At 66.9% G+C, this 24,723-nt stretch carries 25 protein-coding genes; 10 read left to right on the plus strand and 15 right to left on the minus strand.

The window, feature by feature from the left end; translation table 11 throughout:
- From mfd to VB739_RS03560, 3 genes are all read left to right on the plus strand, one after another.
- A partial coding sequence (gene mfd / locus VB739_RS03550; RefSeq protein WP_323355751.1) for a transcription-repair coupling factor occupies positions 1-3,208 on the plus strand: 3,208 nt, incomplete at its 5' end.
- A gap of 50 nt (positions 3,209-3,258) precedes the next feature.
- Entirely contained in the window at positions 3,259-4,521 is a 1,263-nt protein-coding gene (locus VB739_RS03555; protein WP_323355752.1) for a hypothetical protein, read from the plus strand.
- A gap of 58 nt (positions 4,522-4,579) precedes the next feature.
- Positions 4,580-4,747 carry a hypothetical protein gene (locus VB739_RS03560; protein WP_323355753.1) on the plus strand — a complete coding sequence of 56 codons (168 nt, stop codon included), beginning with the start codon at positions 4,580-4,582 and terminating at the stop codon, positions 4,745-4,747.
- A 10-nt stretch (positions 4,748-4,757) separates the two neighbouring features.
- Here VB739_RS03560 and VB739_RS03565 read toward each other — a convergent pair whose 3' ends face one another.
- From VB739_RS03565 to VB739_RS03580, 4 genes are all read right to left on the minus strand, one after another.
- The gene (locus tag VB739_RS03565) at positions 4,758-5,027 is read right to left on the minus strand and encodes a DUF6737 family protein (RefSeq protein ID WP_323355754.1); all 270 of its coding nucleotides are present in this window, start codon (positions 5,025-5,027) and stop codon (positions 4,758-4,760) included.
- On the minus strand, positions 4,993-6,324 hold the full coding sequence (locus VB739_RS03570; RefSeq protein ID WP_323355755.1) for a S41 family peptidase: 1,332 nt from the start codon (positions 6,322-6,324) through the stop codon (positions 4,993-4,995). Before VB739_RS03570 ends, VB739_RS03565 begins: the two co-directional genes overlap by 35 nt.
- Positions 6,325-6,393: 69 nt before the next feature.
- The gene (gene ispG, locus VB739_RS03575; RefSeq protein ID WP_323355756.1) at positions 6,394-7,647 is read right to left on the minus strand and encodes a (E)-4-hydroxy-3-methylbut-2-enyl-diphosphate synthase; all 1,254 of its coding nucleotides are present in this window, start codon (positions 7,645-7,647) and stop codon (positions 6,394-6,396) included.
- Between the two features lie 30 nt (positions 7,648-7,677).
- The gene (locus VB739_RS03580; RefSeq protein ID WP_323355757.1) at positions 7,678-8,343 is read right to left on the minus strand and encodes a uracil-DNA glycosylase; all 666 of its coding nucleotides are present in this window, start codon (positions 8,341-8,343) and stop codon (positions 7,678-7,680) included.
- A 66-nt stretch (positions 8,344-8,409) separates the two neighbouring features.
- On the opposite strand from VB739_RS03580, the gene VB739_RS03585 reads away from it, so the two are divergent.
- The 3 genes from VB739_RS03585 (at position 8,410) to VB739_RS03595 (ending at position 11,449) form a co-directional block, all read left to right on the plus strand.
- Positions 8,410-9,588 carry a pyridoxal phosphate-dependent aminotransferase gene (locus tag VB739_RS03585; protein WP_323355758.1) on the plus strand — a complete coding sequence of 393 codons (1,179 nt, stop codon included), beginning with the start codon at positions 8,410-8,412 and terminating at the stop codon, positions 9,586-9,588.
- A 29-nt stretch (positions 9,589-9,617) separates the two neighbouring features.
- On the plus strand, positions 9,618-10,304 hold the full coding sequence (locus VB739_RS03590) for a GDSL-type esterase/lipase family protein (protein WP_323355759.1): 687 nt from the start codon (positions 9,618-9,620) through the stop codon (positions 10,302-10,304).
- Between the two features lie 152 nt (positions 10,305-10,456).
- On the plus strand, positions 10,457-11,449 hold the full coding sequence (locus tag VB739_RS03595) for a sigma-70 family RNA polymerase sigma factor (protein WP_323355760.1): 993 nt from the start codon (positions 10,457-10,459) through the stop codon (positions 11,447-11,449).
- On the opposite strand, the gene VB739_RS03600 is transcribed toward VB739_RS03595, so the two are convergent.
- Positions 11,373-12,134 carry a TIGR00297 family protein gene (locus VB739_RS03600; protein ID WP_323355761.1) on the minus strand — a complete coding sequence of 254 codons (762 nt, stop codon included), beginning with the start codon at positions 12,132-12,134 and terminating at the stop codon, positions 11,373-11,375. The genes VB739_RS03595 and VB739_RS03600 overlap by 77 nt on opposite strands.
- A 92-nt stretch (positions 12,135-12,226) precedes the next feature.
- Between VB739_RS03600 and VB739_RS03605 the strand changes: the two genes are divergently transcribed.
- Positions 12,227-12,595, plus strand: coding sequence for a hypothetical protein (locus VB739_RS03605; RefSeq protein ID WP_323355762.1), 369 nt, complete (start codon positions 12,227-12,229; stop codon positions 12,593-12,595).
- Here VB739_RS03605 and VB739_RS03610 read toward each other — a convergent pair.
- Together VB739_RS03610 and VB739_RS03615 are read right to left on the minus strand one after the other, a co-directional pair.
- Positions 12,561-13,364 (minus strand): 16S rRNA (uracil(1498)-N(3))-methyltransferase, encoded by an 804-nt coding sequence (locus VB739_RS03610; RefSeq protein ID WP_323355763.1) that lies wholly within the window; start codon positions 13,362-13,364, stop codon positions 12,561-12,563. The genes VB739_RS03605 and VB739_RS03610 overlap by 35 nt on opposite strands.
- Positions 13,364-13,810, minus strand: a complete 447-nt coding sequence (locus tag VB739_RS03615; RefSeq protein WP_323355764.1) for a DUF3531 family protein — start codon at positions 13,808-13,810, stop codon at positions 13,364-13,366. The genes VB739_RS03610 and VB739_RS03615 overlap by 1 nt, the downstream gene beginning before the upstream one ends.
- Positions 13,811-13,890: 80 nt before the next feature.
- On the opposite strand from VB739_RS03615, the gene VB739_RS03620 reads away from it, so the two are divergent.
- Positions 13,891-14,544: an ABC transporter ATP-binding protein gene (locus tag VB739_RS03620; protein ID WP_323355765.1), complete on the plus strand. Its 654-nt coding sequence runs from the start codon at positions 13,891-13,893 to the stop codon at positions 14,542-14,544.
- A gap of 26 nt (positions 14,545-14,570) precedes the next feature.
- The gene (gene hslO, locus VB739_RS03625) at positions 14,571-15,488 is read left to right on the plus strand and encodes an Hsp33 family molecular chaperone HslO (protein ID WP_323355832.1); all 918 of its coding nucleotides are present in this window, start codon (positions 14,571-14,573) and stop codon (positions 15,486-15,488) included.
- 7 nt (positions 15,489-15,495) lie between these two features.
- Here the strand turns inward: hslO and VB739_RS03630 are convergent, their stop codons facing one another.
- From VB739_RS03630 to VB739_RS03645, 4 genes are all read right to left on the minus strand, one after another.
- Entirely contained in the window at positions 15,496-16,182 is a 687-nt protein-coding gene (locus tag VB739_RS03630; protein ID WP_323355766.1) for a CPP1-like family protein, read from the minus strand.
- A gap of 24 nt (positions 16,183-16,206) precedes the next feature.
- On the minus strand, positions 16,207-16,446 hold the full coding sequence (locus VB739_RS03635) for a hypothetical protein (RefSeq protein WP_323355767.1): 240 nt from the start codon (positions 16,444-16,446) through the stop codon (positions 16,207-16,209).
- Between the two features lie 111 nt (positions 16,447-16,557).
- Positions 16,558-18,210: a peptide chain release factor 3 gene (locus VB739_RS03640; protein ID WP_323355768.1), complete on the minus strand. Its 1,653-nt coding sequence runs from the start codon at positions 18,208-18,210 to the stop codon at positions 16,558-16,560.
- Positions 18,210-18,902 carry a class I SAM-dependent methyltransferase gene (locus VB739_RS03645; protein WP_323355769.1) on the minus strand — a complete coding sequence of 231 codons (693 nt, stop codon included), beginning with the start codon at positions 18,900-18,902 and terminating at the stop codon, positions 18,210-18,212. The genes VB739_RS03640 and VB739_RS03645 overlap by 1 nt, the downstream gene beginning before the upstream one ends.
- A 146-nt stretch (positions 18,903-19,048) precedes the next feature.
- On the opposite strand from VB739_RS03645, the gene nrdJ reads away from it, so the two are divergent.
- Positions 19,049-21,406 (plus strand): ribonucleoside-triphosphate reductase, adenosylcobalamin-dependent, encoded by a 2,358-nt coding sequence (nrdJ, locus tag VB739_RS03650; RefSeq protein WP_416233296.1) that lies wholly within the window; start codon positions 19,049-19,051, stop codon positions 21,404-21,406.
- Positions 21,407-21,474: 68 nt separating this feature from the next.
- Here nrdJ and siaD read toward each other — a convergent pair whose 3' ends face one another.
- The 4 genes from siaD to VB739_RS03670 form a co-directional block, all read right to left on the minus strand.
- On the minus strand, positions 21,475-22,332 hold the full coding sequence (gene siaD / locus VB739_RS03655; RefSeq protein ID WP_323355770.1) for a biofilm regulation diguanylate cyclase SiaD: 858 nt from the start codon (positions 22,330-22,332) through the stop codon (positions 21,475-21,477).
- 1 nt (position 22,333) lies between these two features.
- Entirely contained in the window at positions 22,334-22,729 is a 396-nt protein-coding gene (gene siaC, locus VB739_RS03660; RefSeq protein WP_323355771.1) for a biofilm regulation phosphoprotein SiaC, read from the minus strand.
- 4 nt (positions 22,730-22,733) lie between these two features.
- Positions 22,734-23,282, minus strand: a complete 549-nt coding sequence (siaB, locus tag VB739_RS03665; RefSeq protein ID WP_323355772.1) for a biofilm regulation protein kinase SiaB — start codon at positions 23,280-23,282, stop codon at positions 22,734-22,736.
- Positions 23,283-23,370: 88 nt separating this feature from the next.
- Entirely contained in the window at positions 23,371-24,654 is a 1,284-nt protein-coding gene (locus VB739_RS03670) for a SpoIIE family protein phosphatase (protein WP_323355773.1), read from the minus strand.
- Positions 24,655-24,723: the final 69 nt, after the last annotated feature.

Below are 24,723 nucleotides of genomic sequence, written 5' to 3' on the forward strand. Positions count from 1 at the left end.
CCTCCAGCCCCACCTGCCGCCGCCGCCGCTGCTGGCGGCCCGCTGCCTCACCCTGCGCCGCGGCGACCGGCTGGATCTGGAGCAGCTGGCCCTCACCCTGGCCGGCCTCGGCTACGAGAAGGTGCCGACGATCGAGCAGGAAGGCACCTGGAGCCGCCGTGGCGACATCGTCGATGTGTTTCCGGTCAGCGCTGAGCTGCCGGTGCGGCTGGAGCTCTTCGGTGAAGACCTCGAGAAGCTGCGGGAGTTCGATCCGGCCACCCAGCGTTCCCTCGATGTGATCGAGCGGGTGCGCCTCACCCCCACCAGCTACGCCCCCCTGATCGCCGAGGCCCTGCGCGAGCAGATGCCCGAGGGGCTGGAGCGGCTGCTGGAGCCCGCCTCCCTCGACCAGCTGCTGGAGGGCGGCACGCCGGAGGGGATGCGGCGGCTGATGGGCCTGGCCTGGCAGCAGCCGGCCTCCCTGCTCGACTACCTGCCGGCCGGCACCCTGGTGGCGATCGATGAGCGGCGCCAGTGCCTGGCCCATGGCCAGCAGTGGTTCGACCATGCCGCCGACCACCACGGCGAGGTGGTGAAGGCCACAGGTGGCGGCGACGGCGGCGGCGACGGCACCCCCCTGCCCCTGCCAGGTTTGCTGCACCGGCCGATCGCGGCGGCCCTGGCGGAGGTGGAGACGTTCACGGGCTTCGACCTGGCGGAACTGCACGAGAGCGACCGCCATCCCAACGACCTTGATCTGGCCAGCCGACCATTGCCGGCCCATCCCAACCAGTTCGGACGCCTGGCGGAGCAGATCAAGGGGCATCTGCGCGAGAAGGCCCGGCTCTGGATCGTCTCCGCCCAGCCGTCGCGGGCCGTGGCCCTGCTGGAGGAACACGACTCCGTGACGCGGTTCGTGCCCAATGCCCGCGATTTTCCGGCCATCGAACGGCTGGTGGAGCAGGGCACGCCGGTGGCGCTCAAGCTGCGCGGCACCGCCGAACTGGAGGGATTCCAGCTGCCGGCCTGGAAGCTGGTGCTGTTCACCGACCGGGAGATCTTCGGCCAGCACAGCCTGGCTGCCGGCGGCTACGTGCGTCGGCGCCGCAAGGCCGCCAGCCGCACGGTGGATCCCAACAAGATGCTGCCGGGCGACTTCGTGGTGCACCGCAACCACGGCATCGGCCGCTTCCTGAAGCTGGAGAAGCTGGCGATCGGCGGCGAGGCCCGCGACTACCTGGTGGTGCAGTACGCGGACGGGCTGCTGCGGGTGGCGGCCGACCAGCTGGGCAGCCTCGGCCGCTACCGGGCCAGCAGCGACAGCCCGCCGGAGCTCAACCGCATGGGAGGGACCGCCTGGAGCAAGGCCAAGGAGCGGGCCCGCAAGGCGGTGGCCAAGGTGGCGATGGATCTGGTCAAGCTCTACGCCGAGCGCCACCAGGCGCCAGGCTTCGCCTTCCCCGCCGATGGCCCCTGGCAGAGCGAACTGGAGGATTCCTTCCCCTACGACCCCACCCCCGACCAGCTCAAGGCGATCGTGGATGTCAAGCGCGACATGGAGCGGGACCAGCCGATGGATCGCTTGGTGTGCGGCGATGTGGGCTTCGGCAAGACGGAAGTCGCGATCCGGGCCATCTTCAAGGCGGTCACCGCCGGCAAGCAGTGCGCCCTGCTGGCCCCCACCACCGTGCTGGCCCAGCAGCACTGGCGCACCCTGAGCGAGCGCTTCGCCCCGTACCCGCTCAAGGTGGCCCTGCTCAACCGCTTCCGCACCGCCGCCGAGCGCAAGACGATCCTCGAGAGCCTGGCCAGCGGCGCCACCGACGTGGTGGTGGGCACCCACCAGCTGCTGGGCAAGGGCACGGGTTTCCGCCAGCTGGGCCTGCTGGTGGTGGACGAGGAGCAGCGTTTCGGGGTGAACCAGAAGGAGAAGATCAAGGCGCTGCGGAAGGATGTGGACGTGCTCACGCTGAGCGCCACACCGATCCCGCGCACCCTCTACATGAGCCTCTCGGGGGTGCGGGAGATGAGCCTGATCACCACGCCGCCACCGCTGCGGCGCCCGATCAAGACCCACCTGGCCAGCCTGGATGAGGAGGCGGTGCGCAGCGCCATCCGCCAGGAGCTCGACCGCGGCGGCCAGGTGTTCTATGTGGTGCCGCGGGTGGAGGGCATCGAGGAGGTGGCCGGCCAGCTGCGGGCGATGCTGCCGGGGCTGCGGCTGCAGGTGGCCCACGGCCAGATGCCGGAGGGGGAGCTGGAGAGCGCCATGGTGGCCTTCAACGCCGGCGAGGCCGACGTGATGCTCTGCACCACGATCATCGAGAGCGGCCTGGATATCCCCCGGGTGAACACGATCCTGGTGGAGGACGCCCACAAGTTCGGTCTGGCCCAGCTGTACCAGCTGCGGGGCCGGGTGGGCCGCAGCGGCATCCAGGCCCACGCCTGGTTGTTTTATCCCGGTGATGCCGCCCTGAGCGAGGCGGCCCGCCAGCGACTGCGGGCGATCCAGGAGTTCGCCCAGCTGGGCTCGGGCTATCAGCTGGCCATGCGCGACATGGAGATCCGCGGCGTGGGGAACCTGCTGGGGGTGGAGCAGAGCGGCCAGATGGAGGCAATCGGCTTCGATCTCTACATGGAGATGCTGCAGGACTGCCTGGCCGAGATCCAGGGTCAGGACATCCCGGCGGTGGACGAGACCCAGATCGACCTGCCGGTGACGGCCTTCATCCCGGCCGACTGGATCACCGAAGCCGACGAGAAGATGGCGGCTTATCGCGCCGCCGCGGAGTGTGGCGGCAAGGCGGCCCTCATTGAGCTGGCCGCCGGCTGGACCGACCGCTACGGACCCATCCCGGCGCCGGTGCAGAGCCTGCTGCAGCTGATGGAACTGAAGCTGCTGGCCCGCCGTTGCGGCTTCTCGCGCATCAAGCCGGAGAAGCCCAACATCGCCCTGGAAACGCCGATGGAAGAACCCGCCTTCCGCCGCCTGCGCCAGGCCCTGCCCCAGCACCTGCACGGCCGGCTGGTGTATCAGGGCGGCGCCGGCAGCACCGCCAAGGTGCTGGCCCGGGGCCTGGGGGCCCTGTCCCCCGCCCAGCAGCTGGAGCAGCTGATGGAATGGCTTTCCGCCATGGCCGCCCAGATCCCGGACGCTGATGGGCTCACACCAGGCCAACGGGCCGAGGACCAGAGCGCGAAGAACGCGGCGGTGCTGGTGGTGTGAGGGAGGTGTTTGCGGTGACGCTTGAGCCCTGGGGTGCTTCTTGCTAACAGATGGTCTGTTCTGCCCAGCCGATGATCGATCTCGCCAGCTACCGGCCCAAGGGCGACAAGCGGAACACGACGTTCTTCGAGGAGTTTCTGCCCCGCGTCTATGCCCGGCGGACCAGCTCGGGGCTGGAGCAGGTGGTGGGGCCGATGGCGGCCCTGGTGATCCAGGTCGACCACGGCAATGGCCTGCCCTACCTGGCGGAGCTGGCGCTCACCGGCCCCTACCGTTACCAGGAGTGCTGGATCAATGCCACGCACCGTATTTATCTGCTCAAGGGGGGCGAGGCTTTTCCGCGCCTGATCGTGCTGGAGCCGCTGTTTGACGATTTCGAGGATGAGGTGACGCGCTGGAACGCGATGTATCCCCTCTCGATCGACAAACCCAACGCCCGCTACATCGGCGAAATCTTCCAGGTGTCCTCCTGCCACGACCTGCGCGCCATCCTCGAACCCCAGAACATCCGCTTCGCCTACCCCGGGGAGACCGCCAACCCCTTCTATGCCTCCAAGCATCTCTGCTTCACTTTCCTCTCGGACTACACCTACAACCGGGTCGGCTATGTGGACCGGCCCCTCGATGGCCTGGCGGCGCTGGATCTAGGCGATCGGGTGCTGCTCGATGACGACGCCCTGGCGCCCCTCACCGAAGCCGCCCGCCGCCACCGGGAGCACGGACTGGAGGGCAAGATCCTGGGCATCGACCACCTGGCCACCCGGGTGCTGGCCGGTGAACGGGAGGATGCCATCCTCGAGTATCTGACGATGGTTCCCTACTACTACTGGGGCTCCTACGACATCGCCGAGATGAACTCCTCCACCAACGTCACCCGCCATCCCTCGGTGGGCGACGACAAGTTGTCCCCGGCCCGCGTCTTCACGGCCAACAACACTCCTTCCTACCTCAATTCCCTGTCCAACCTGCCGATGCCCACCGAAGACTTCGTGCGCAATTTCGGGCGGCGCATGCATCACATCGCCTATGAGGTGATCGATGGCGAGAGCCATGGGGAGAAGAATGTGGATGTCGTGGTGCGCACCCTGCGCGAGCTGGGCATCCCCTTTCTCGCCGACATGGTGGGGGAGTGTGGCGAGCTGCCCAACCTGCGCCAGATCTTCTCGCGCAGCTCGGCCTACTCCCTGCTGATCACCGAGTACGTGGAGCGCTGCCTGGGGTACGACGGCTTCTTCACCCGCGAGAACGTCGCCGCCCTCACCGAGGCCGCCGGCCATGCCGAGCGCTACGAGCACGGCCACGTCTTCGACTGAAGGGGCCACGGGAATGAGAAGTAACGTTAAGATGGCGACATCTTTCGTTACGTGATCCATGGGTGAGCTGATCGAAGTCGCAGGCGCCGCCCAGAATCCCCTGCTGCTGCCGGCCTTTCTGGGGGTCCTCGGCGTTGGCTTCTTCGCCCTGTTCCAGTCCGATGCGGGCAACAACGACGATGACGACTCCTCCCCCGGTGGCGGCCTGATGCAGCCGGTCTCCTGAGCCCTGGGGTTCAGCCGCTATCGCCGCCGGACCGCTCCTGCTTCCAGGCCGCCGGCATCAGCACCAGAAACAGCAGCCACCAGGCGCCGATCACCACGGCGACGGCGCTGGTGAGCCACCGGAGGTGCAGCACAAGCCAGCTGCTGACCACAATGGCCAGCCCCGTGAGCAGGATGCTCCAGGGCTGACACCACCACGGCTTGAGCTCCCAGACTGAGCCGGGCGTAGCACCCGACCCGTGCAGGTCAGGGTTTGGCAAGGGCCGCCGGCAGGTTGGCACTGCCGGGCTGGAAGGCCTTCTGCAGCACGGCGCTGGCCTGCAGCTGCTTGCGCAGGGTGGATTCGGCCGCCCGGTACTGGCTGTCGCGGTTGGTGCCGATGTCTTCCAGTTTGAGACGCTGCACCTCCTGCTCGGTCATCTTCACCGGCACGTCCGGATTGATGCCGTGCTTGTGGATGTCCCGGTTGCGGGGTGTGAGGTACTTGGCGATGGTCACGGTCATGCCCGAGCCATCGGAGAGCCCCCGCACCGACTGCACCAGCCCCTTGCCGAAGGTCTTCTGACCCACCAGCACGGCGCGGTTGTTGTCCTGCAGGGCGCCGGAGAGGATCTCGCTGGCGCTCGCCGAACCTTCGTTGACCAGCACCACCATCGGCTTGGTGGTCAGGGCCTGGCCGGTGGCCCGTTTGACGTCCTGGATGCCGTCGCGGGTCTTGGTGGAAACGATGATTCCTTCGTTGATCCACTGGCGGGCGATCTCGACGCTCGCCACCAGCAGACCACCGGGATTGCTGCGCAGGTCGAGCACGTAGCCCTGCACCCCCTTGGCCTCCAGGTCCCGCACGGCCGCCCGCATGTCCTTGGTGGCGGTGGCGCTGAACTGCTTCAGGCGGATGTAGCCGATCTTGGTGCCGTCGGGGGCGGTGTTCACCTGGTGGTTGACCGCATGGATCTCGATCAGCTCCCGGGTGAGGGGGGTGTCGAGGTTCTGGCCCTTACGGCGCAGCACCAGCGTCACCGTGGTGCCGGCCTTGCCTCGGATCAGCTTCACCGCGTCCTCGGTGCTCATCCCCTTGGTGCTCTTGCCGTCGATCGAGACGATCACGTCCTTGGGCTGCACACCGGCCCGCGAGGCCGGTGAGCCCTCGATCGGCGAGATCACCACCAGTTCCTTGGTTTCCTTATCGACGCTCAGCTGGATGCCCACCCCGGAGAGCTCCCCGGAGGTGTCGATCTGCATCTCCTTGAATTCCCGCGGATCCAGGAAGCGGGTGTAGGGATCGTCGAGGGTGCCAAGCATGCCGCGGATGCCCTCGTAGGCATCCTTGGGCGTGCTGTAGCTCTTCGACAGCACACTGCGGCGCAGCTTGCGCCACTGTTCAGGTGTGTACTTGCCTGTGGTGTCCAGGTAGTCGCGGAAAACGATCTGCCAGGCCTGGTCCATCACCTCCTTGGGGCTGTCGCTGATCGACACGGTTCCCGTGGGGGCCAGCACCATTTCCCGGGCCATCACCGCGGTGGCGGCGCAGGCTCCGAGACCAACCAGCACCACGACGGTGGCGCGAGCTCTTCCCATGCTGGGGATCCTCAAGGAGTCTGAAAGGTCTTTCCAAGGTAGCGCCGCCGGAGGGGATGGGCCCCCCGTTCAGGGGTCGACCCAGCGACCGTCCTCCTTGATCAGGGCGATCAGCGCCTCCACCCCCTCGGCTTCCGGCACCCGGCGGATTTCCTCCCGCCCGCGGTAGAGGGAGATGGTGCCGGGCGTTTTGCCCACGTAGCCGTAGTCGGCATCGGCCATCTCGCCGGGTCCGTTGACGATGCAACCCATCACGGCGATGTCGAGCCCTGTCAGGTGGGCGGTGGCGTTCCGCACCACGTGCAGCACCTCCTCCAGGTTGAACAGGGTGCGGCCGCAGCTGGGGCAGGCCACGTACTCCACCATCGTCTTGCGCAGTCCCATGGCCTGCAGGATCGCGTAGCAGACGGGGATCTCCTTCTCCGGTGCCTCGGTGAGCGACACCCGGATCGTGTCTCCCAGGCCCTCGGCCAGCAGGGTGGCGATGCCGGCGGTGCTCTTGATGCGGCCATAGTCGCCGTCGCCCGCCTCCGTGACCCCCAGATGCAGGGGGTAGTGGAAGCCCTCGGCGTCCATGCGGAACGCCATCATCCGGTAGGCCGCCAGCATCACCGGGGCCCGCGACGCCTTCATCGACACGACGATGTTGTGGAAGTCGAGCCGGTCGCAGATGTGGATGAACTCCATGGCGCTCTCCACCATCCCCAGGGGCGTGTCGCCATAGGTGAACAGCATCCGTTCGGCCAGGGAGCCGTGGTTGACGCCGATGCGCAGGGCCTTGTCCTGCTCCTTGAGCAGGCTCACCAGCGGTTCGAGGGTGGTCTGGATGCGCTGGCCGATGGCTGCCACCTCTTCGGCCGTGAACTCCGTGCGGTTGGGATCGGGCTTGTCGAACACGTACAGGCCGGGATTGATCCGCACCTTGTCGACGTGCTGGGCCACCTCCAGGGCGATCTTCATGCCGTTGTGGTGCACGTCCGCCACCAGGGGCACCGGCTGGTAGCTGTCCTCCAGCCGCTGGCGGATCTCCTTGACCGCCTTGGCATGGGCCAGGCTCGGCACGGTCAGCCGCACGATCTCGCAGCCCGCCTCGTGCAGCCGGCGGATGCCGGCGGTGGCCCCCTCGATGTCGAGGGTGTCCTCATTGATCATCGACTGCACCACCACGGGGTGCTCGCTGCCCACCCATAGGGCGCCGACCCGGACGCTGCGGGTGGGGCGGCGACGGATCACCGTCTCGAAGCGGGGGTCGCTGGCCCAGTCGGCCGGTAGGGGTGAGATCCCAGGGGCAGAGGTGGTGGCTTTGGCCAGGGTGCCGGTCATCGCGCGTGGGCCGGTGGTGGCCAAAGCCTGTCACAAAGTGGGTGGCGGCGGCTGGTCCTGCTCCAGCCGCCGCTGCACCTCCTTGAGGTCCTGCCAGGTGAGCCATTTGGGGGAGCCCTGCTGCCGCGAGGGATTGCGCAACAGATAGGAGGGATGGAACACCGGCATCACCCAGCGGCCCTGCCAGGGGTGCCACTGGCCGCGAAGCCTGGAGATGCCCCCCTTGATGCCGAGCACCCCTTCCAGGGCCGTGGCACCGGTGAGCAGGACGATGGCGGGATTCACGGCGGCGATCTGAACGGCCAGCCACGGGGCGCAGGCGGCCATCTCCTGGGCCGTCGGTTTGCGGTTGTCGGGCGGGCGGCACTTCACCACGTTGCAGACGTAGGCGTCCCGCTCGCTGTCCAGCCCCACGCTGGCGAGCATCTGGTCGAGCAGCTGGCCGGCGCGCCCCACGAACGGCCGGCCGCTGGCATCCTCCTGGGCACCGGGCCCTTCGCCGATCACCATCAGCCGTGCCGCCGGATCGCCTCGGCTGATCACCACCTGCTGGCGGCCCGCGGCCAGGCCGCAGCGGCGGCAGTCCTGGCAGCTCCGCTGCAGCCCTTCGAGGTTGGGCGTTGCCCCTGCCGCGAGGGTGTCACCCAGGAGGGACGCTTGCAGGGGGTCGCCGGCCATGGCGCCATTCTTGGCCATGGCCGCGGGGCGTAGGGCAAGATGGCCGGATTGCCGAATCGCGCCCTCCAGACGCCGCACACTGCCATGCCGGCCCCGTTGTCGCTCTCCGCCCGGGCGCAGGCGTTGCAGCCATCGCTCACCCTCGCCATCACCGCCAAGGCCCGTGAGTTGCGCACAGGCGGCAAGGACATCTGCAGCCTCAGCGCCGGTGAGCCCGATTTCGACACCCCCGCCTTCATCCGCCAGGCGGCGGCCGAGGCGCTCGAGGCCGGCCACACCCGCTACGGACCGGTGGCCGGCGAACCCCAGTTGCGCCAGGCCATCGCCGCCAAACTGAGCCAGGAGAACGCGGTTCCCACCCAGGCTGACGAGGTGCTGGTGACCAACGGCGGCAAGCAGGCCCTCTACAACCTGTTCCAGGTTCTGCTCAATCCCGGCGACGAGGTGCTGCTGCCGGCGCCGTACTGGCTGAGCTATCCGGAAATGGCCCAGCTGGCCGGCGCCAGCGTCCGCTGCCTCACGACTGACGCCAGCGGTGGCTTCCGCTTCAGCCCCGAGCAACTGGAGGCGGCGATTACCCCGGCCAGCCGGTTGCTGGTGCTTAACAGCCCCTCCAATCCCACCGGCATGGTGCTCAGCCGCGCCGAACTCGCGGCGATCGCCGCCGTGCTGCGCCGCCATCCCGGCCTGGCGGTGGTGTGTGACGAGATCTACGAGATGCTGCTCTCGCCGGGCCATACGCACCACAGCCTGGCGGCGGTGGCCCCCGATCTGGCCGAGCGGATCTTCATCGTCAACGGCTTCGCCAAGGGCTGGGCCATGACGGGCTGGCGGATCGGCTGGCTGGCAGGGGCCCGCCACGTGGTGGCTGCCGCCAGCGCCCTGCAGAGCCAAAGCACCAGCAACGTCTGCACCTTCGCCCAGTACGGCGCCCTGGCGGCGATCAGCGGCTCGCGCGACTGCGTCCGGGAGATGGCGGCCGAGTTCAGCCGCCGGCGCGCCCGGCTCAGCGATGGCCTGATGGCGATTCCCGGCCTGAAGCTGCTGCCCCCTGAGGGGGCCTTCTATGCCTTCCCTGACGTGAGTGCCTGGGGCCTCGATTCGATGACCCTTTGCGGCCGCTTGCTGGAGGAGGTGGGGCTGGCGGTGGTGCCCGGTGCCGCCTTCGGCGATGACCGCTGCATCCGCCTCTCCTGTGCCGCCTCCCCCGCCACGATCGACGACGGTCTGGAGCGGCTGCGGCGCTTCGGCGCGAGCCTCTGAGCGCCCCGCCGGTGCTGGAGGATCGCCCCATGCCGGGCTCAGCGATGCAGATCCCCAAGAAGCTGGTGGTGCTGGGGGACAGCGGGGTTTACGGCTGGGGGGATCCGGAGCAGGGAGGCTGGTGCGAGCGCCTGCGCCGCCATTGGATGGACCTGCCCCAAGGGCCGGTGCTCTATGGCCTGGGGGTGCGCGGCGACGGCCTGGAGCGGTTGGCGGCCCGCGCCGAGGCGGAAGTGAGCCACCGGGGCGAGTTGCGCCGTCAGCGCCCCCAGGGGATCCTGGTCTCGATCGGCCTCAACGACACGGCCCGGGTGGGGCGGCCCGACGGCCGGTTCCAGCTGGCACCGGAGGCCTTTCTGTTCGGCCTGCAGCAGTTGCTGCCCCGGCTGCAGGCCATCGCTCCGGTGTTCGTGCTCGGCCTCACGCCGGTGGACGAGGCCGTGATGCCCTTCGCCGAACTGCTCTGGTACGACCTGGCCAGCGTGCGTCTCTACGAGGGCCTGCTGGAGGAAGCCTGCATGGAGGCGGATGTGCCGTTCCTGCCCCTGCTCGAGGGCCTGCTGGCCGACCCCCACTGGCTGCAAGGGCTGTGCAGCGACGGCCTGCACCTCAACGGCGACGGCCACGGCCAGCTTTACGGTCGCTTGCGTGCCTGGAGCGCCCTGTTGCAATGGGCCGAGCTGGATCCCCACAGCAGCGTGACAGCGGCGTACTGATCCTGCTTGAGGCTCCCCGCACCCGGAGCGCTGCACCCAGTCGGCCCCGATGGCATCACCCGATGGGTGGAAGGGAACTCCCCCCATCCGGTGAACCTCCGCAGACGGATGGCCGCGACTCTGAAGAAACGGACCCCGCTGGATGCATCGCCATGGATCGCCCTCCGCCACCCCCTCCACCGGCCCCTGTGCTGCTGGCGACCCGCCGGACGCCGCAGCCGGACTTCTGCGCGGGCTGCCGCGACATCCCCGAGGCGATCGTGGATCGCCGCAGCCGCAACCGCCGCCGGCTCAAGGCCTACGCGGAGGCCATCGATCCGCTCAGCCGGCTGCGCTGGCGCAACTTGGTGGTGGAAGACAACCTGCCGCTGGTGTTCTCCATCGCCGGCCGTCAGGGCGTCGACCCTGGCCTGGCGTTCGAGGATCTCGCCCAGGTGGGTAGCCTCGGCCTGATCCGGGCGGTCGAGGCCTTCGATCCCGATCGCAATGTCAGCCTCAGCAGCTTCGCGGTCCCGTACATCCAGGGGGCGATCCGAAGGGAGCGGCGGGATCGCCAGCCGATGGTGCGCCCGCCCCGCCCCCTGTGGGATCTGCACCAGCAGGTGCTCAGCCTCCAGGAGGCTCGGCGTCGCAAGGGGCTGGAGCCCTTGACCACCGCCGCCCTCGCCGATCGGCTGGCCTGCGATCCGGCCCGGCTCGAGGAGGCCCTGCAGGTCCGCAGCGTCGGCAGGGTCCGCAGCCTGGATGCCCCACTCGGCCAGGCTGGCGGCGACAGCGACGCGGCCGGATGCCTGCTGGATCTGCTGGCGTCTCCCGCCGCCCCCGGTGGGGACGAGGAGCTGGCGATCGCGAGCGAGGCCCAAAGCGCCGAGCGCCAGTGGTTGCGCCAGCAGCTGGCGGATCTTGATCCCCGGGAGCGGCAGCTGCTGGTGGGCCGGATCGATGTGGGCTGCACCTGGGTGGAACTGGGCCGGCAGCTCGGGATCCCGGCCCGCCAGGCCCAGCGCCGCTGCGATGCCGTTCTCGATCGCCTGCGGCGCGCCGCCCTCGTCTGGCGCCAGCAGGCCCTCAGCCCGCCCCAGGCAACAGCCACGGCACCAGCGCCATCGCCAGCAGCGCCGCCAGCAGCGTCTGGAGCCCGTTGACCACCTCGTTGCTGAGCCAGCCCCAGCGCTGCTGAAGGCTGGCACCGACGAGGCTTTCGGCCAGGGTGGCCACCAGCCCGACGACGCTCACCAGCAGGGCCAGGGGCCAGCCGCGGATCAGCCCGAGGGCCAGCAGCGCCAGGGTCATCACGCCACTGCCCACCAGGCTGGCGGCGGTGCCCTCCAGGCTGATGGCCCCCTCGGTGCCGGGCGGCACCGGCCGCAGGCTGGTGATCAGCACCGTGTGGCGGCCCCAGCGTTTGCCGATCTCGCTGCCGAAGGTGTCAGCGAGCTTGGCGGCGAAGCTGGCGGCAAAACCAGCCAGCAGCAGCGGCACCGCGGCCGCCGGCGCCCGGCAGGCCAGCAGGGCCAGCACGGTTCCCACCAGGGCCGAGCCCCAGACGTTCTCCGGCCCCCGCCGGCCATCGCGGGCCTCCGCCAGCCCCAGCTCCCGCTTGCGGCGGAAACCCAGCTTGGTCACCAGGCTGCCCAGGGCCAGATAGGCCACCACCGCCAGCCAGCCGCGCCAGCCCAGGCTTCCCCACAGCAGGGTGCCGAGCACCCCGGCATGCACCCAGCCGGCCCGCGTCAGCAGGGGCAGCCGCTGGGCGACGGCGATCAGCAGGCCGTTGATCGCCAGGGCCGCCAGCCAGTGCGAGGGGTCCTGGGGCGGCAGCAACTCCATCACAATGGCCCGACTGTGTTGCACAGATCTAAGCGAGCCGCTCGCTGGTGCCGGCCTCGGCGGATAATCGCTGCATCCGGTGTTGCCTTCCGATGGTCTTCAAACGACCCAAGTTCTTCCTTGATCTGGGTGGCGGCGAAGGCAACGACCCCCCGGCGCTGGTGGCCCCCCCCAAGGCCGAGCCCAAGCCGGAAGCTGAGCTTGCCCCCCAGGCGGCTGAGGCCCAGCCCAGCACGCCAGCGGAGGCAGACGTTTCCCTTCCCCCCGTCTCCGGGCTCACCACCGCCGAGGCGATCGCCGCCGAACTGGCCGCCGCCGAGGCGCTCCGCCCCGCCCCGTCGCTGGCCACCTTCGCCCCCGACTGCGTCACAGCGGGTGGGGCCACCCCGATGAAGCGCCGCACCCCCGGAGCCAATCTGGGCACGTTCAAGGAGATGGCCGCCGGCATGATGCGCTCCTGAGCGCTCGCCAGTCGGCCAGCAGGGCCACTCCGCCCACCGCGGCAGTGGCCGTGCGCAGGATCGATTCCCCCAGGCTGACGGGGTGCCAGCCGGCCGCTTCGGCCCGCTGCTCTTCGTCTGGGCTCCAGCCCCCTTCCGGCCCGATCGCCAGCCGGATCCCGGCGGCGAGATCCCTGTCGTTGGCCCCATCGGCCAGACGCCGCAGCCTCTGGCTGCAGAGCGGCAGGGCGTCCCGGCGGGTGGTGGCCAGCAGGGCGATGCCAGGGGCCGGCCGCCCCAGCCAGGCTCCGGCCTCGCAGGGGGAGTCCAGCTGGGGATGCCACAGCCGTTCGCACTGTTCGGTGGCCTCCCGCACGATCCCCCGCCAGCGCTCCAGGGGGCAGCGCTCTCCGGGGGCACCGCGTTCGGCCAGCAGGGGCTGAAGCCGGTCGGCGCCCAGTTCCGTGGCCATACGCCAGACCAGATCCGCCTCCCGTTTGGGGATGGCCATGGCCAACTCCAGCAGCGGCGTGATCGGGGCCTGCCGTTGCAGGGGCGCCTCCGGCGCCTGCTCCAGCCGCAGCCGCCGTTCCGGTTCGAGCACCGCCGTCCACAGCTGGCCGACGCCGTCCACCAGCGCCAGCCGGTCGCCGGGCCGAAAGCGCAGCACCCGCTCCAGGTAGTGGCCTTCCTGGGGCTCCAGCGCCAGCCAGGGCAGCTCCTGGCCCACGCCCGTCAGGGCGGCGATCCGCTCCGGGGCGATCAGCAACCGGCGCAGTTCCCGTCCCATCAGTCCCTGAAGAACGGGCTCTCGGGCTCCTCCTCGATCGGCCAGTCCTCGTTCAGCCCGCCGATCACCAGCTCGGTGATTTCCAGCACGTCATTGTCGAGCTGGCGCAGGGCGTTGATGAGCACATCAAGGGCCAGGGCATCGCTGGTGCCCAGGTCGACCCAGCAGCGCGCCCAGTCGTCCTGGTATTCCATCGGCCCCATGTTGTGCATCAGGGCCGGCAGGCAGCGCTCCGCCGCCTCGGTGTCGTAAGCGAGCCAGCCAAGATCCACGCCGCCTTCATGGGTCTGCAGGTTCTCGGCATTGAAGGCGCCCAGCTTGCCCAGAAAGAACCAGCTGTCGAGGGCCGTTTCCACGTAGCCGCGCTCGGCACCACCCGGCTGGTCGGCGAAGTGCAGCCAGATCCAGCAGTTGAACGGATCCACCTCGCGAAATCGGACATCCATGGGGAACAGGGGCGAACGGCGCGCATGTCCCCCCATCCAACACGCTCCACCGCCGCAGCGTCGGACGCCATGCTGGTGCCATGCTCGATGTCATCGGTCTGCGCTACCACCCCGCCACGGCGCCGGCGCCGGTGCTCGCGGATGTGTCGCTGCAGCTGACGGTGGGATCCCCGGCGTTGGTGGCCGGCCGCAGCGGCAGTGGCAAGACCACCCTGCTGGAGGTGATCTGCGGTCTGGCCGAAGCCGATGCCGGTCGCTTTCTCTGGCAGGGCGAAGCTCTCAGCAGCCGTCAGCGCCGCTGGCTATGCGGCCTGGTGTTCCAGTTCCCGGAACGCCATTTCCTCGGCCTGACGGTGGGTCAGGAACTGAAGCTGGGCCAGCGCCGCCTCACCGCCGAGAAGGCCGAGGCCGTCCTTGAGCAGGTGGGCCTCGGCAACCTTTCTCTGCAGCAGGCGCCGGAGCGCCTCAGCGGCGGCCAGCAGCGCCGCCTGGCCCTGGCGGTTCAGCTGGTGCGCGATGCCAGGGTGTTGTTGTTGGATGAGCCCACCGCCGGCCTGGACTGGACGGTGCGGGAGGAGGTGCTCCAGCTGATCGCAGACCTTGCCAAGGAACGCGCCCTGCTGGTGGTCACCCACGAACCGGAACTGTTCCGTGGGGTGGTTGAGCGGGGTTGGCGGTTGGAGCAGGGAACCCTCAGGCCCCTGGAGGCGATCCATTCCGGCTCCTTACGATGACCACCGGACTGCAGGGGACGGGCTTGATGGGGGATCGCATGCTGAGGGCCACCGGTGCCGGCGGCGGCATCCGGATGGTGGCGGTCACCACCACCTCTGCCATCCGCCAGGCCAGCCACCGCCATGGCCTCTCCTTCCTCACCACAGCCCTGCTGGGCCGTGCCATGACCGCGGGCCTGCTGCTGGCCAGCTCGATGAAGGTCGCCCATGGCCGGGTCAACCTGCGCATTCAGTCCGATGGCCCCCTGCGGGGCCTGATGGTGGATGCGGGCCGGGACGGCACCGTGCGCGGCTACGTGGGCCGGCCGGAGCTGGAGCTGGACCTGCTGACGGATGCGGCCGGCGGCCACCAGTTCGACTTCCGCCGCGCCACCGGCACCGGTTACCTGCACGTGGTGCGGGATCGGGGCCAGGGGGAACCCTTCAGCAGCACCGTCGAGCTGGTGAGTGGCGGCATCGGTGAGGACGTGGCCTCCTATCTGCTCCATTCCGAGCAGACCCCCTCGGCCCTGTTCGTGGGCGAAACGCTCGACAGCACAGGCGTGCGCTGTGCCGGCGGCGTGCTGGTGCAGGTGCTGCCGAAAGCGGCCCGGGAACCGGCCCTGGTGGCGCTGCTGGAGGAGCGCTGCCGGGAGATCACCGGCTTCAGCGAGCGACTCGCCGCCAATGCCGACCAGCTCCATGCCCTGTTCGAGGATATCTTCCCGGACCTCGATCCCCAGCCCCTCGGGGAGGACTCGATCGAGCAGCCCGTCCGGTTCCACTGCCCCTGCAGCCGCCACCGCAGCGTCAGCGCCCTCAAGCTCTTGGGACGCGATGAACTCACCGACATGCTCCACGTGGATGGCCAAGCGGAGCTGACCTGCCACTTCTGCAGTGAGGTTTACCGGGTGGAAGCGCCTGAATTGCAGGAGCTGATCAACGAGCTGGCCCCTGTGGCCTGAGCTGGGTTCAGGCGATCAGCAGGGCGCCGAGCAGCAGCAGCAGGATGGCCGGGAGGCTCTGCAGCTGCAGGGTGCTCACGGGAAGGGACTGGCTGATGGCCGGTCCGAGACCTCCCGCCAGCAGGCCGCCCAGCACGAGTCCCAGGCAGAGCAGGGCGAAGGACCAGCCCACCGCGGCCAGGAACCGACCGTTGCGTCGCTGCAGGTTGAGCAGGGTCACCCCGGTGGCCAGGGCCGTCAGCAGTTCGGGGGCGGCTCCGGGCATCCCTACGAGCAGCAGCAGCAGCACACCATCGGCGGCCAAGGGGAACCACAGATCCCGGCCCGTGGCCCGTTGCAGCTGGGGCAGGGAGAAGTTGGGACGGGGGATCCTGGAGGGGGGCAGCTGGGGCAGGCTGGGCAGGGCGGAGAGGGCCGGCCGGCTCGGGGGCGGTGAGGCCTGCTCCCGCTGGGAGGCGGAACGGGCGGCGCTGCTGACCCGGCCCTGCTGGCGTTCCTTCAACCGGTCCATCAACACCGCGTCGTAGGCGGCTTCGATGCGAGAGCGCACCAGGGGATCGTCGCCGGCCTCATCCAGCCGTGCCAGCTTGGCCTCCTGGACGGTGTCAAAGGAAGCATCGGGAGCGACACCGAGCCGCTCGTACGGATCGGAAGCGTCAGGGGCCGGCTTGGCCTGGTCGGATCCTTGGTTCATGCCATCGAGCGTATCGAGCCGAGGCTAAAAAAGCGGTTCACTGCGGTGATATCCCGCTTCCTGTTGCAGTCGGCGCGTGCAGGCTTCGGCCTCCTCGATCGCCAGGGAACGGCGGCGCTTCAGCAGGGGCATCTGGGGCGGCAGGTGGCTGCCTTCGCGCATCTCCACGGCCCCTTGCGAGGGCAGGAAACTGACGTAATCGTTGCCCCCGTCGCTGCGGGGACGCACAAGCCAGAGCGGGGAGGGCGTCACGGATCGAGGCATCGCTGTGACCGTCCGTTGCGGCGTGACGAATTGTTGCTTCATTCTGCCCCCTCCCATCGTCTGGCGCGAGGGAGGGGTTCCTCCCGTGGCGGCCGCCGGCGGAACCTCGGCTCAGAGGGCGATGGGCTCCACGCCACTCACCACCGGCGCCACCCCATGCAGCTCCAGGGCGGGATGGTCCTCCTGCAGCTGGTGCAGGTTCCAGTCGTTGCGGAACAGCAGCACCGGCCGGTCCCAGGCGTCCCGGACCGTCTTGCAGTTGAACAGGCGGCCGACGCTGTCCAGGGCCGGCCAGCCGCCGCTCACCCAGCGGGCGACATTGAAGTCCAACGGTTCCAGCCGGCTGGTGACGCCGTACTCGTTCTCCAGCCGGTACTGCACCACCTCGAGCTGCAACTGACCCACCGCCGCCAGGATCGGATCCCGCTTGCTGGGGTCGGTGTCGTAGAGCACCTGAACGGCCCCCTCTTCGCGCAGCTCGTTCACCCCCTTGCGGAAACTCTTGAACGCCGAGGGATTGGGATTGCGCAGCCAGGCGAAGATCTCCGGGCTGAAGCAGGGAATTCCCTCGTACTCCACCCGGGAGCCGGTGTAGAGGGTGTCGCCGATGGCGAACATGCCGGGGTTATTGAGGCCGATGACATCGCCGGGGTAGGCGTCGTCCACCACCTCCCGGTCCTGGCCGAACAGCTTCTGGGGACGCGAGAGGCGGATGGTGCGCCCGCTGCGGGCGTGGCGCACGTTCATGTCCTTCTCGAAACGGCCGCTGCAGACCCGCACGAAGGCCACCCGGTCCCGGTGGCGGGGGTCCATGTTGGCCTGCAGCTTGAAGACGAAGCCGCTGAACTCCGGCCGCAATGGATCCACCGGTCCCTGGTCACTCTCCCGGGCCACCGGGGGCTGGGCCAGCTCCAGGAAGGCGTCGAGGAAGGGGCGGACGCCGAAATTGGTCATCGCCGAGCCGAAGAACACCGGGCTCAGCTCACCGGCGTGGACCCGCTCCAGATCCAGTGCCGCTCCGGCCCCCTCCACCAGTTCCAGTTCCTCCACGGCCAGCTCCAGCAGCTCCGCCTCCACCCGCTCCTGGCGGTCGGGATCGCCGGGGGCCAGGCGCCGCTCCAGGCTCTGGCGGCCCCGTTCGGCCCGCTCGAACAGCAGCAGATCCTGGGAACGCCTGTCGATCACGCCGCGGAAGCGGTCGCCGCTGCCGATCGGCCAGTTCACCGGCCAGCAGGCCAGCCCCAGCTCTTGCTCGATCTCATCGACCAGCTCCAGCGGGTCCCGGCCCGGCCGGTCCATCTTGTTGATGAAGGTGAAGATCGGGATCCGCCGCATTCGGCAGACCTCAAACAACTTGCGGGTCTGCGGCTCCAGGCCCTTGGCCGCGTCCACCAGCATCACGGCGTTGTCGGCGGCAGCCAGGGTCCGGTAGGTGTCTTCCGAGAAGTCCTGGTGGCCGGGCGTGTCGAGCAGGTTGATCGTGCTGCCGGCGTAGTCGAACTGGAGCACGGTGGAGGTGATCGAGATGCCGCGCTGCTTCTCCAGCTCCATCCAGTCGGAGGTCACTTTGCGCTGCTCCCCTTTGGCCTTCACCGCCCCGGCCTGTTGGATGGCACCCCCGTAGAGCAGCAGCTTCTCGGTGAGGGTGGTCTTGCCCGCATCGGGGTGGGAAATGATGGCGAAATTGCGGCGCCGGCTCACTGCCGCCGCCAGTGCCGCGGCGTCGAAATCAGGAGCTGGGGCAGGGGAGGAGCTGGTGACCATCAGGCCAGCCTGCCAGGCAGGCTGGGGCCATGGATCTCGAGGTAGCGGTCGTCCAGCTCCCGCACCTGCAGCCCTTTGAGTCCGGCGGCCTCGAGTTGGGCCAGTACCTCGGCGCGGGTGAACGCCGCCCGCAGCGAATGGCCGTAGTCCCGCCGCAGCACTTCCGGCGCTGAGGCGGCATAGCGGTGCACCAGGTCCTCCAGCTCGCGATCGCTGGCGGGCCGCCGCAGATCCCTCACATAAAGCTGGGTGCCCGGTCCTGAGAGCTGGCGCACGCTCTGCCAGAACACGGCCGGGTCATGCAGATGGTGCAGCAGGCTGTTGCTGACCACGGCGCTGCAGGCACCCACCAGCTGGCGGCTGGGCAGCCGCTGCTGGCGGAAGCGCAGGTGCCGCCAGGCGGTGGGATCGGCGCGCCGCCGCCGCTCGGCGATGGCCAGCATCGCGGCGGAGCCATCGAGGCCCAGCACGCTGGCCTTGGGCCAGCGCTCGGCCAGCAGGAACGTGATGTTGCCGGGCCCGCAGCCCAGATCCACGAAGCTGAGCCTCTCCCCGTCCCCCGTCCCCAGGGATCCGAGAAGGTCGTCGATCCGGCCCAGCACCGCCCGGTCGCCGCTGGAGAAGTCAGCCGCGGCGTAGGCCTCCGCCTGCTGGACGTCCTCCATCAGCTCCGGCTCGCAGATCCGCTCCATGGCGCCAGCCTCCCGATCCGCCTGAGCACTGTTCTACCCAGCGGCGGCCCCGTTAACGGTTGGAGGCACCGTGGCTGGTGGCAGGGCGCCGTTGCAGACCCTACGGGTGGCGTTATGGTTCCCAGCACGTCCTGGCCGTACCCACCGTGACCTTGTCCGCCGCCCGTCCAGCCACCCCCGCCACGGCGGCGACGTCATCCGCAAGCGACGACACCCTCACGCCGGTGGCCGATTTTCCGCTCACCGCTCCGGCGGCCTATCCGGTCTTCTATCGCACCTACAGCCGCAAGACCCCAAGCGGTGGCCGCGAGAGCTGGCATGAGGTGGCCGAGCGCAACCTCGAGGGGCTGCGGGTGCTGGGGTCCCTGGCTCCCGAGGAAGTGGAGCTGATCCGGCGCATGCAGCGCCACCAGATGGCGCTCCCCTCCGGACGCTGGCTCTGGATCGGCGGCACCGAGTGGATCGAGCAACCCGAGAACTTCTCCGGTGCCTACAACTGCACCTCCACCAACCTGGTGGACTGGGAGGCCTTCGCCCTGATGATGGATCTGGCGATGATGGGCTGTGGCACCGGCGCCATCATCGAGCCCCATCTGATCAGCCGTCTGCCGAAGGTGCGCAACACCCTCGTCATCGATGGGGTGACCGACATCGGCGTGACGCCGATCGGCTCCCGCCAGCAGCAGACCACCCACGTGATCGATGGTCATCACGTCAGCGTCCGCGTCGGCGACACCCGTGCCGGCTGGGTGGAGAGCTACCGGTTGCTGCTCAACCTCTGCAGCGATGAGCGCTTCGACGGCCCCGTCCACGTCTCGGTGGACCTGTCCGATGTGCGGCCCGTGGGCGAAACGCTCAAGGGCTTCGGCGGCATGGCCAACCCCGTGAAGTTGAGGGATCTCTACGGCCGTGTCGCCCAGATCCTCAACAAGGCCCAGGGCCGCCAGCTCACCTCGGTGGAGTGCTGTCTGCTGATCGATGAGGCGGCGGTGACCATCGTGGCCGGCAACATCCGCCGCAGCGCCGGCATGCGCCAGTTCTGCGCCGACGATGATTCCGCCCTCGGCGCCAAGGAGAACCTGTGGCAGCAGGACGACCAGGGCAACTGGCGCATCGATCCGGAGCGCGATGCCCTGCGCATGGCCAACCACACCCGGGTGTTCCATGGGCGCCCCAGCCATGCGGTGGTGCTGGAGGCCGTCAACAAGCAGTTCCAATCGGGGGAGGGCGCCATCCAGTTCGCCCCTGAGGCGATCGCCCGCTCCAATGCCGACCTGCTCACCACCCCCCAGCTGCGCACCGAGTTCATCGGCCTCTACTGCGACCAGGGCAAGGAGGAGGCTGGCCGCTGGTTGCAGTTGCACCATCCGCAGATCGGCGACGCTGAGCTTGAGCATCGGCTCAGCCGCTACGGACTCAACCCCTGCGGTGAGATCCTCGGCGCTGATTTCCACTGCAACCTGGCCGAAATCCACCTCAACCGGATTGACCCCCACGACCACCAGGCCCAGGCCGACGCCTTCAAGGCCGGCGGCCTGGCGGTGGCCTGTCTGCTGAACCACCGCTTTGAGGTCGAGCGTTACCGCCAGAGCCGGGCCTGGGATCCGATCGTTGGTGTCAGTTTCACCGGTCTGTTCGATTTCTTTGTCCATGCCTTTGGCACCCCCTGGTTGCAGTGGTGGGAAGCCGGCCGTCCCGACTCTGAAGAGGGGCGGGCCTTCCGGGCCGAGGAAGCGGCTTACCTGTCGCGCTGGAAGCAGTGCGTCCACGACGCGGTGTGGGACTACTGCGATCAGCACGGCATGCGCCGTCCCAACCGCTGCACCACCGTCCAACCGGCGGGCACCAAGAGTCTGCTCACCGGCGCCAGCCCCGGCTGGCATCCCCCCAAGGCCCAGCGCTTCATCCGTCGCATCACCTTCCGCAAGAACGATCCGGTGGCCTTGGCCTGCATGGACTACGGCTACGCGATCGTTCCGTCCCAGTCCGACAAGGATGAGCAGGGCCGCCTGCTGAACGATCCGTTTGATCCTCGCTGCACCGAGTGGCTGGTGGAGATTCCCACCGAGGTCAGCTGGGCCAACCTGCCTGGCGCCGATCAGGTGGAGATCAACAATTTCTCGGCCCTGGCCCAGTTCGATTTCTACATGCAGGTGCAACGGCACTACACCACCCACAACACCTCGGCGACGGTGGAATTCCGCGAGCATGAAATCGAGCCTTTGGCCGCCGCGATCCACCAGACGATCGAGAATGGCGAGGGCTACATCTCCGCTGCCCTGCTGGCCCGTTTCGATGCCAATGCCACCTTCCCCAGATTGCCGTTCGAGCCGATCGACCAGGCCACTTACCACCGCATGGTTCTTGAGGTGGAGCAGCGCCGCCAGTGTGGGGACTTCTTCCTGGCCCTGCAGAAGTACGACGGCGGTGAGCTGATGGAGGCCGGCCCCGCCGGCTGCGATTCCGACAAGTGTCTGCTGCCGCTGGCCAAACCCGAAAGCTGAGGGTCAACCCATGTGGCTGAACTCACCCGGCCAAAGTGAAAACGCCCCCCAAGCATTGAGTTGGAGGCTTACTCAGCGGCGGAAACCAGCGTGCTGATCTCGCGATGGCTGAGGGGATTGGTGGGATCAATCACCACCAACCGGTCGCGTCCTGCGTTCTTGGCCATGAGCAGGGCTTTATCAGCACGGCGAAAAGTGGCGTCGTAGTTTTCATCAGGTTTATGCTCAGTCAGACCCAAGCTGGCCGTGAGTTTCAGTTCCATGTCATCGATGGACACGCGCATCTCGCGGATGTTGGCCAACATGCGTTTAGCGACAAGTTCAGCAGTTGAGAGATCGGCGTCGATCAGAAGTGCCATAAATTCTTCTCCTCCCCATCGGGCGATGATGTCATAGTGACGCAGACTGCTGGAGAGGGCTTTGACGAAGTCCACCAGCATCAAATCACCCGTGGCATGGCCATACTCGTCGTTGATCAACTTGAAGTGATCAACATCCAGAATGATCATCGAATAGGTGGAGCCATGCCTTGCGGCACGCTGGTCTTCCTCAAGGCAGCGCTCTGCCATGAAGCGTCTGTTGGAAATACCTGTAAGCGAATCATGGGTGGAAGCCTCAAAGAGTGAAAGGTTCAACTCCTTCAGCGAAGCTTGATAAAGATCAGATATTCGAACCACCCGCTTAATCTGCCGAAGCTGCTTCTCGTACCGGGTCGTCAGACTGCGGTTGCTTTCCAGTACATGTGACTGGTATAGATCAGAAATGTCAGCCACCCTTTCCAGCCGATCCACTTGCTCTTCGATGCGGTGCCATAAGCGAGATAAAAGATCGCGTACGGGATCATTATCGTAGCGATGATCGGTCAGGATTGCCATCACCTCCTGCTCTAACTGATCATCGGGCTTTGGGCAGGAGGGGTCAAACATGTCAGGCGTTGATAGAGAGAATCAAGAAGGGAAATGTGTAGTCTTCCTTGAATTCAGAGCCCAGTTCGGCTGAACGTGGATTTCTATCATCGTACATCCACTGGACCAAAACTTCTTTGCCATTTTCGAAGGCTGTCTGGAGTAAATCAAAGATATCGATCATGAACCGAATGCTGCTGGTATTGAGATAGTTCAGATGCAGCTCAAAAGTCAGGGAGTGTTCAGCGCTGGACAGATAGGAATCAATCCACTGAATCAGCTGGTCATACAGCTCAAACGAATTTTCGGGGTAGGACTCGCCGCTCATGACCACGACACCCGCTTTCCAATCGGCCCGGATCGACGGGCTTGATTGGGAGCCTGGTACAGAGAGATTGAGTTCTTCGCTGCTGCTCATGGGATCAGATGATGGCCCGAAGGCTGAAGAAGGCACGACCGGGCTCCAGGGGATCAAGGGATGCCTCCATGGGTTGGCTCGAGCGCCTGGCAATCTCAATGAGTCCCAGGCCGGCACCCTGACCGGGAGTCTGGGTGTGGGGCTGACGCAACTGCTGCTTGTAAAGCAGCTTCAGCTGGGCCTTGTCGCAGGCCGCGAGTTCGTGGATCCGTTCCAGTAGAGCCTGACCATCCCCCATCTCCACGAGGTTACCTGCACACACGGCGTAATGGCCAGCCTCGGCGGCCGCAATGACGACCGTTGCGGAGGATTCGGAGTCGCTGAAGCCGTGGCTTGTTGCATAGTTTCTGATATTCTGGCTCATCTCGATGTAAACACTGAAGACATCCATCACCTCCAGTTCGGGAGCATGATTGGATTCAATATGTTCCTTGAGGGCTGATCCGATCTCTCCGATCAGGTTAGTGGAGATCGGTCCATTGAAACAGATAAGAATTTGCTGATTGCTGAAGTACTCCCTCAGCGACATCAGGCTGTTGGTGCTGATGGTCATGGCTGCAGCTCCGCTGCAAACACTGGATTGGTCGTGACCGGTGGTGACAAGGACATGCGTTTGCTGGGCTGGAACATCAGGTGACTCTCTAAGCGAAACGGAAGGAAAGGATCGTGATGTCATCCCTCTGGGGGTGACGGCCTCGGAACTTTTCAAGGGAATCGGCGAGAGCTTGACGCTGCAAGTCGAGCGGCTGACGGGCTAACTGGATCAGCCATTCCTTGAACTGGTGTGTCCCGAGGGAAAAGCCGTTGTCGCCTCCGGATTGGTCGAGCAGCCCGTCAGTGGTCAAGTAGTAGGTGCAGTCCGGCAACAACGGGATATCGTGATCGGTATAGGTCCCGACACGCTGATCGCAGATGGCTCGATGGTCTCCCCTAAGCATGTGCATGGTTTGCCCATCGCTCCAATAGAGACTGATCTTTGCACCTGAGAATCTAAGTGTCCTGGCTTGAAAGTCAAGGCGTACCAGCCCAATGTCCATGCTGGTCGCGATCGACTTGCTCATTCTGGCGCCATGCAACAGGTTGCGCATAGCGGTGTCTGTACAACCCAGAATAGCGGCTGGGGACGTGATGCCCACTTCCATGATGGAGCGATCAATTCCTGCCCTGGCCAGCATCGTCATCATGGCTCCTGAGACCCCATGTCCGGCGCAGTCGGCCACGCCCGCGAGACAGTGACCACCTTCCGAGTGGAAAATGTAGTAATCGCCACCAACGGTGTCCCGAGGCAACCAGAGAATGAAGTAATCGTCGCCAAACGTTTCCTGAAGCTGCCGATCCGGAAGGATCGAACGCTGCAATAACCCCGCATAATTGATTGAGGACTCAATCTGGCGATTGGCTTCCAGCAACTGCTGATTGCTGGCTTCTTCAGCCATGAGAGCGTGCCGCATCTTGTTCAGGACCATGTTGAAGGTCTGAGCTAACTTTGATATTTCATCGTTGCTCCGAATCGTGAGCAGACTTGTCCTGTCACCGCTCTCTATGTCACTGGCTTCGCGGACCAGTCGAGCGATCGGAAGGATAATTCGCCTGGCGATGATCTGGTAGGAAATGATCGCCAGAATGACCAGCAACAGCGTGAGAATCAGAGAGACATAAATCTCAGCCGATTGCGCGCCAGGAACCGATAGCAGCTGGATGGCCGCGATGACCAGGTACAGCAACACGAGCCCATTGACAATTGCAATGAGAGTGAAAACTTGCTGAATGGACGCCACTGTTCTTATGACTGGCAAACGCTGTCTGCGCCGTTTGATTGTGGTGTTGGCGGTGGCTTCGGAATTCCCGGCATCAGGCCCCATGACAGGACTCTTCATCGCCTGTGGGTTCTTCGGGCCCATGGAGCCCTGCAAGGTGTCGGGCAAACAGGAGAATGCTGCTCCGGACATTCTGGGCCGAAACGTCCGGCAGTGCATTCCACAACACGATGGTGC

It is taken from the genome of Cyanobium gracile UHCC 0281 (assembly GCF_034931305.1).
Classification (GTDB): Bacteria; Cyanobacteriota; Cyanobacteriia; order PCC-6307; family Cyanobiaceae; genus Cyanobium; species Cyanobium gracile_A.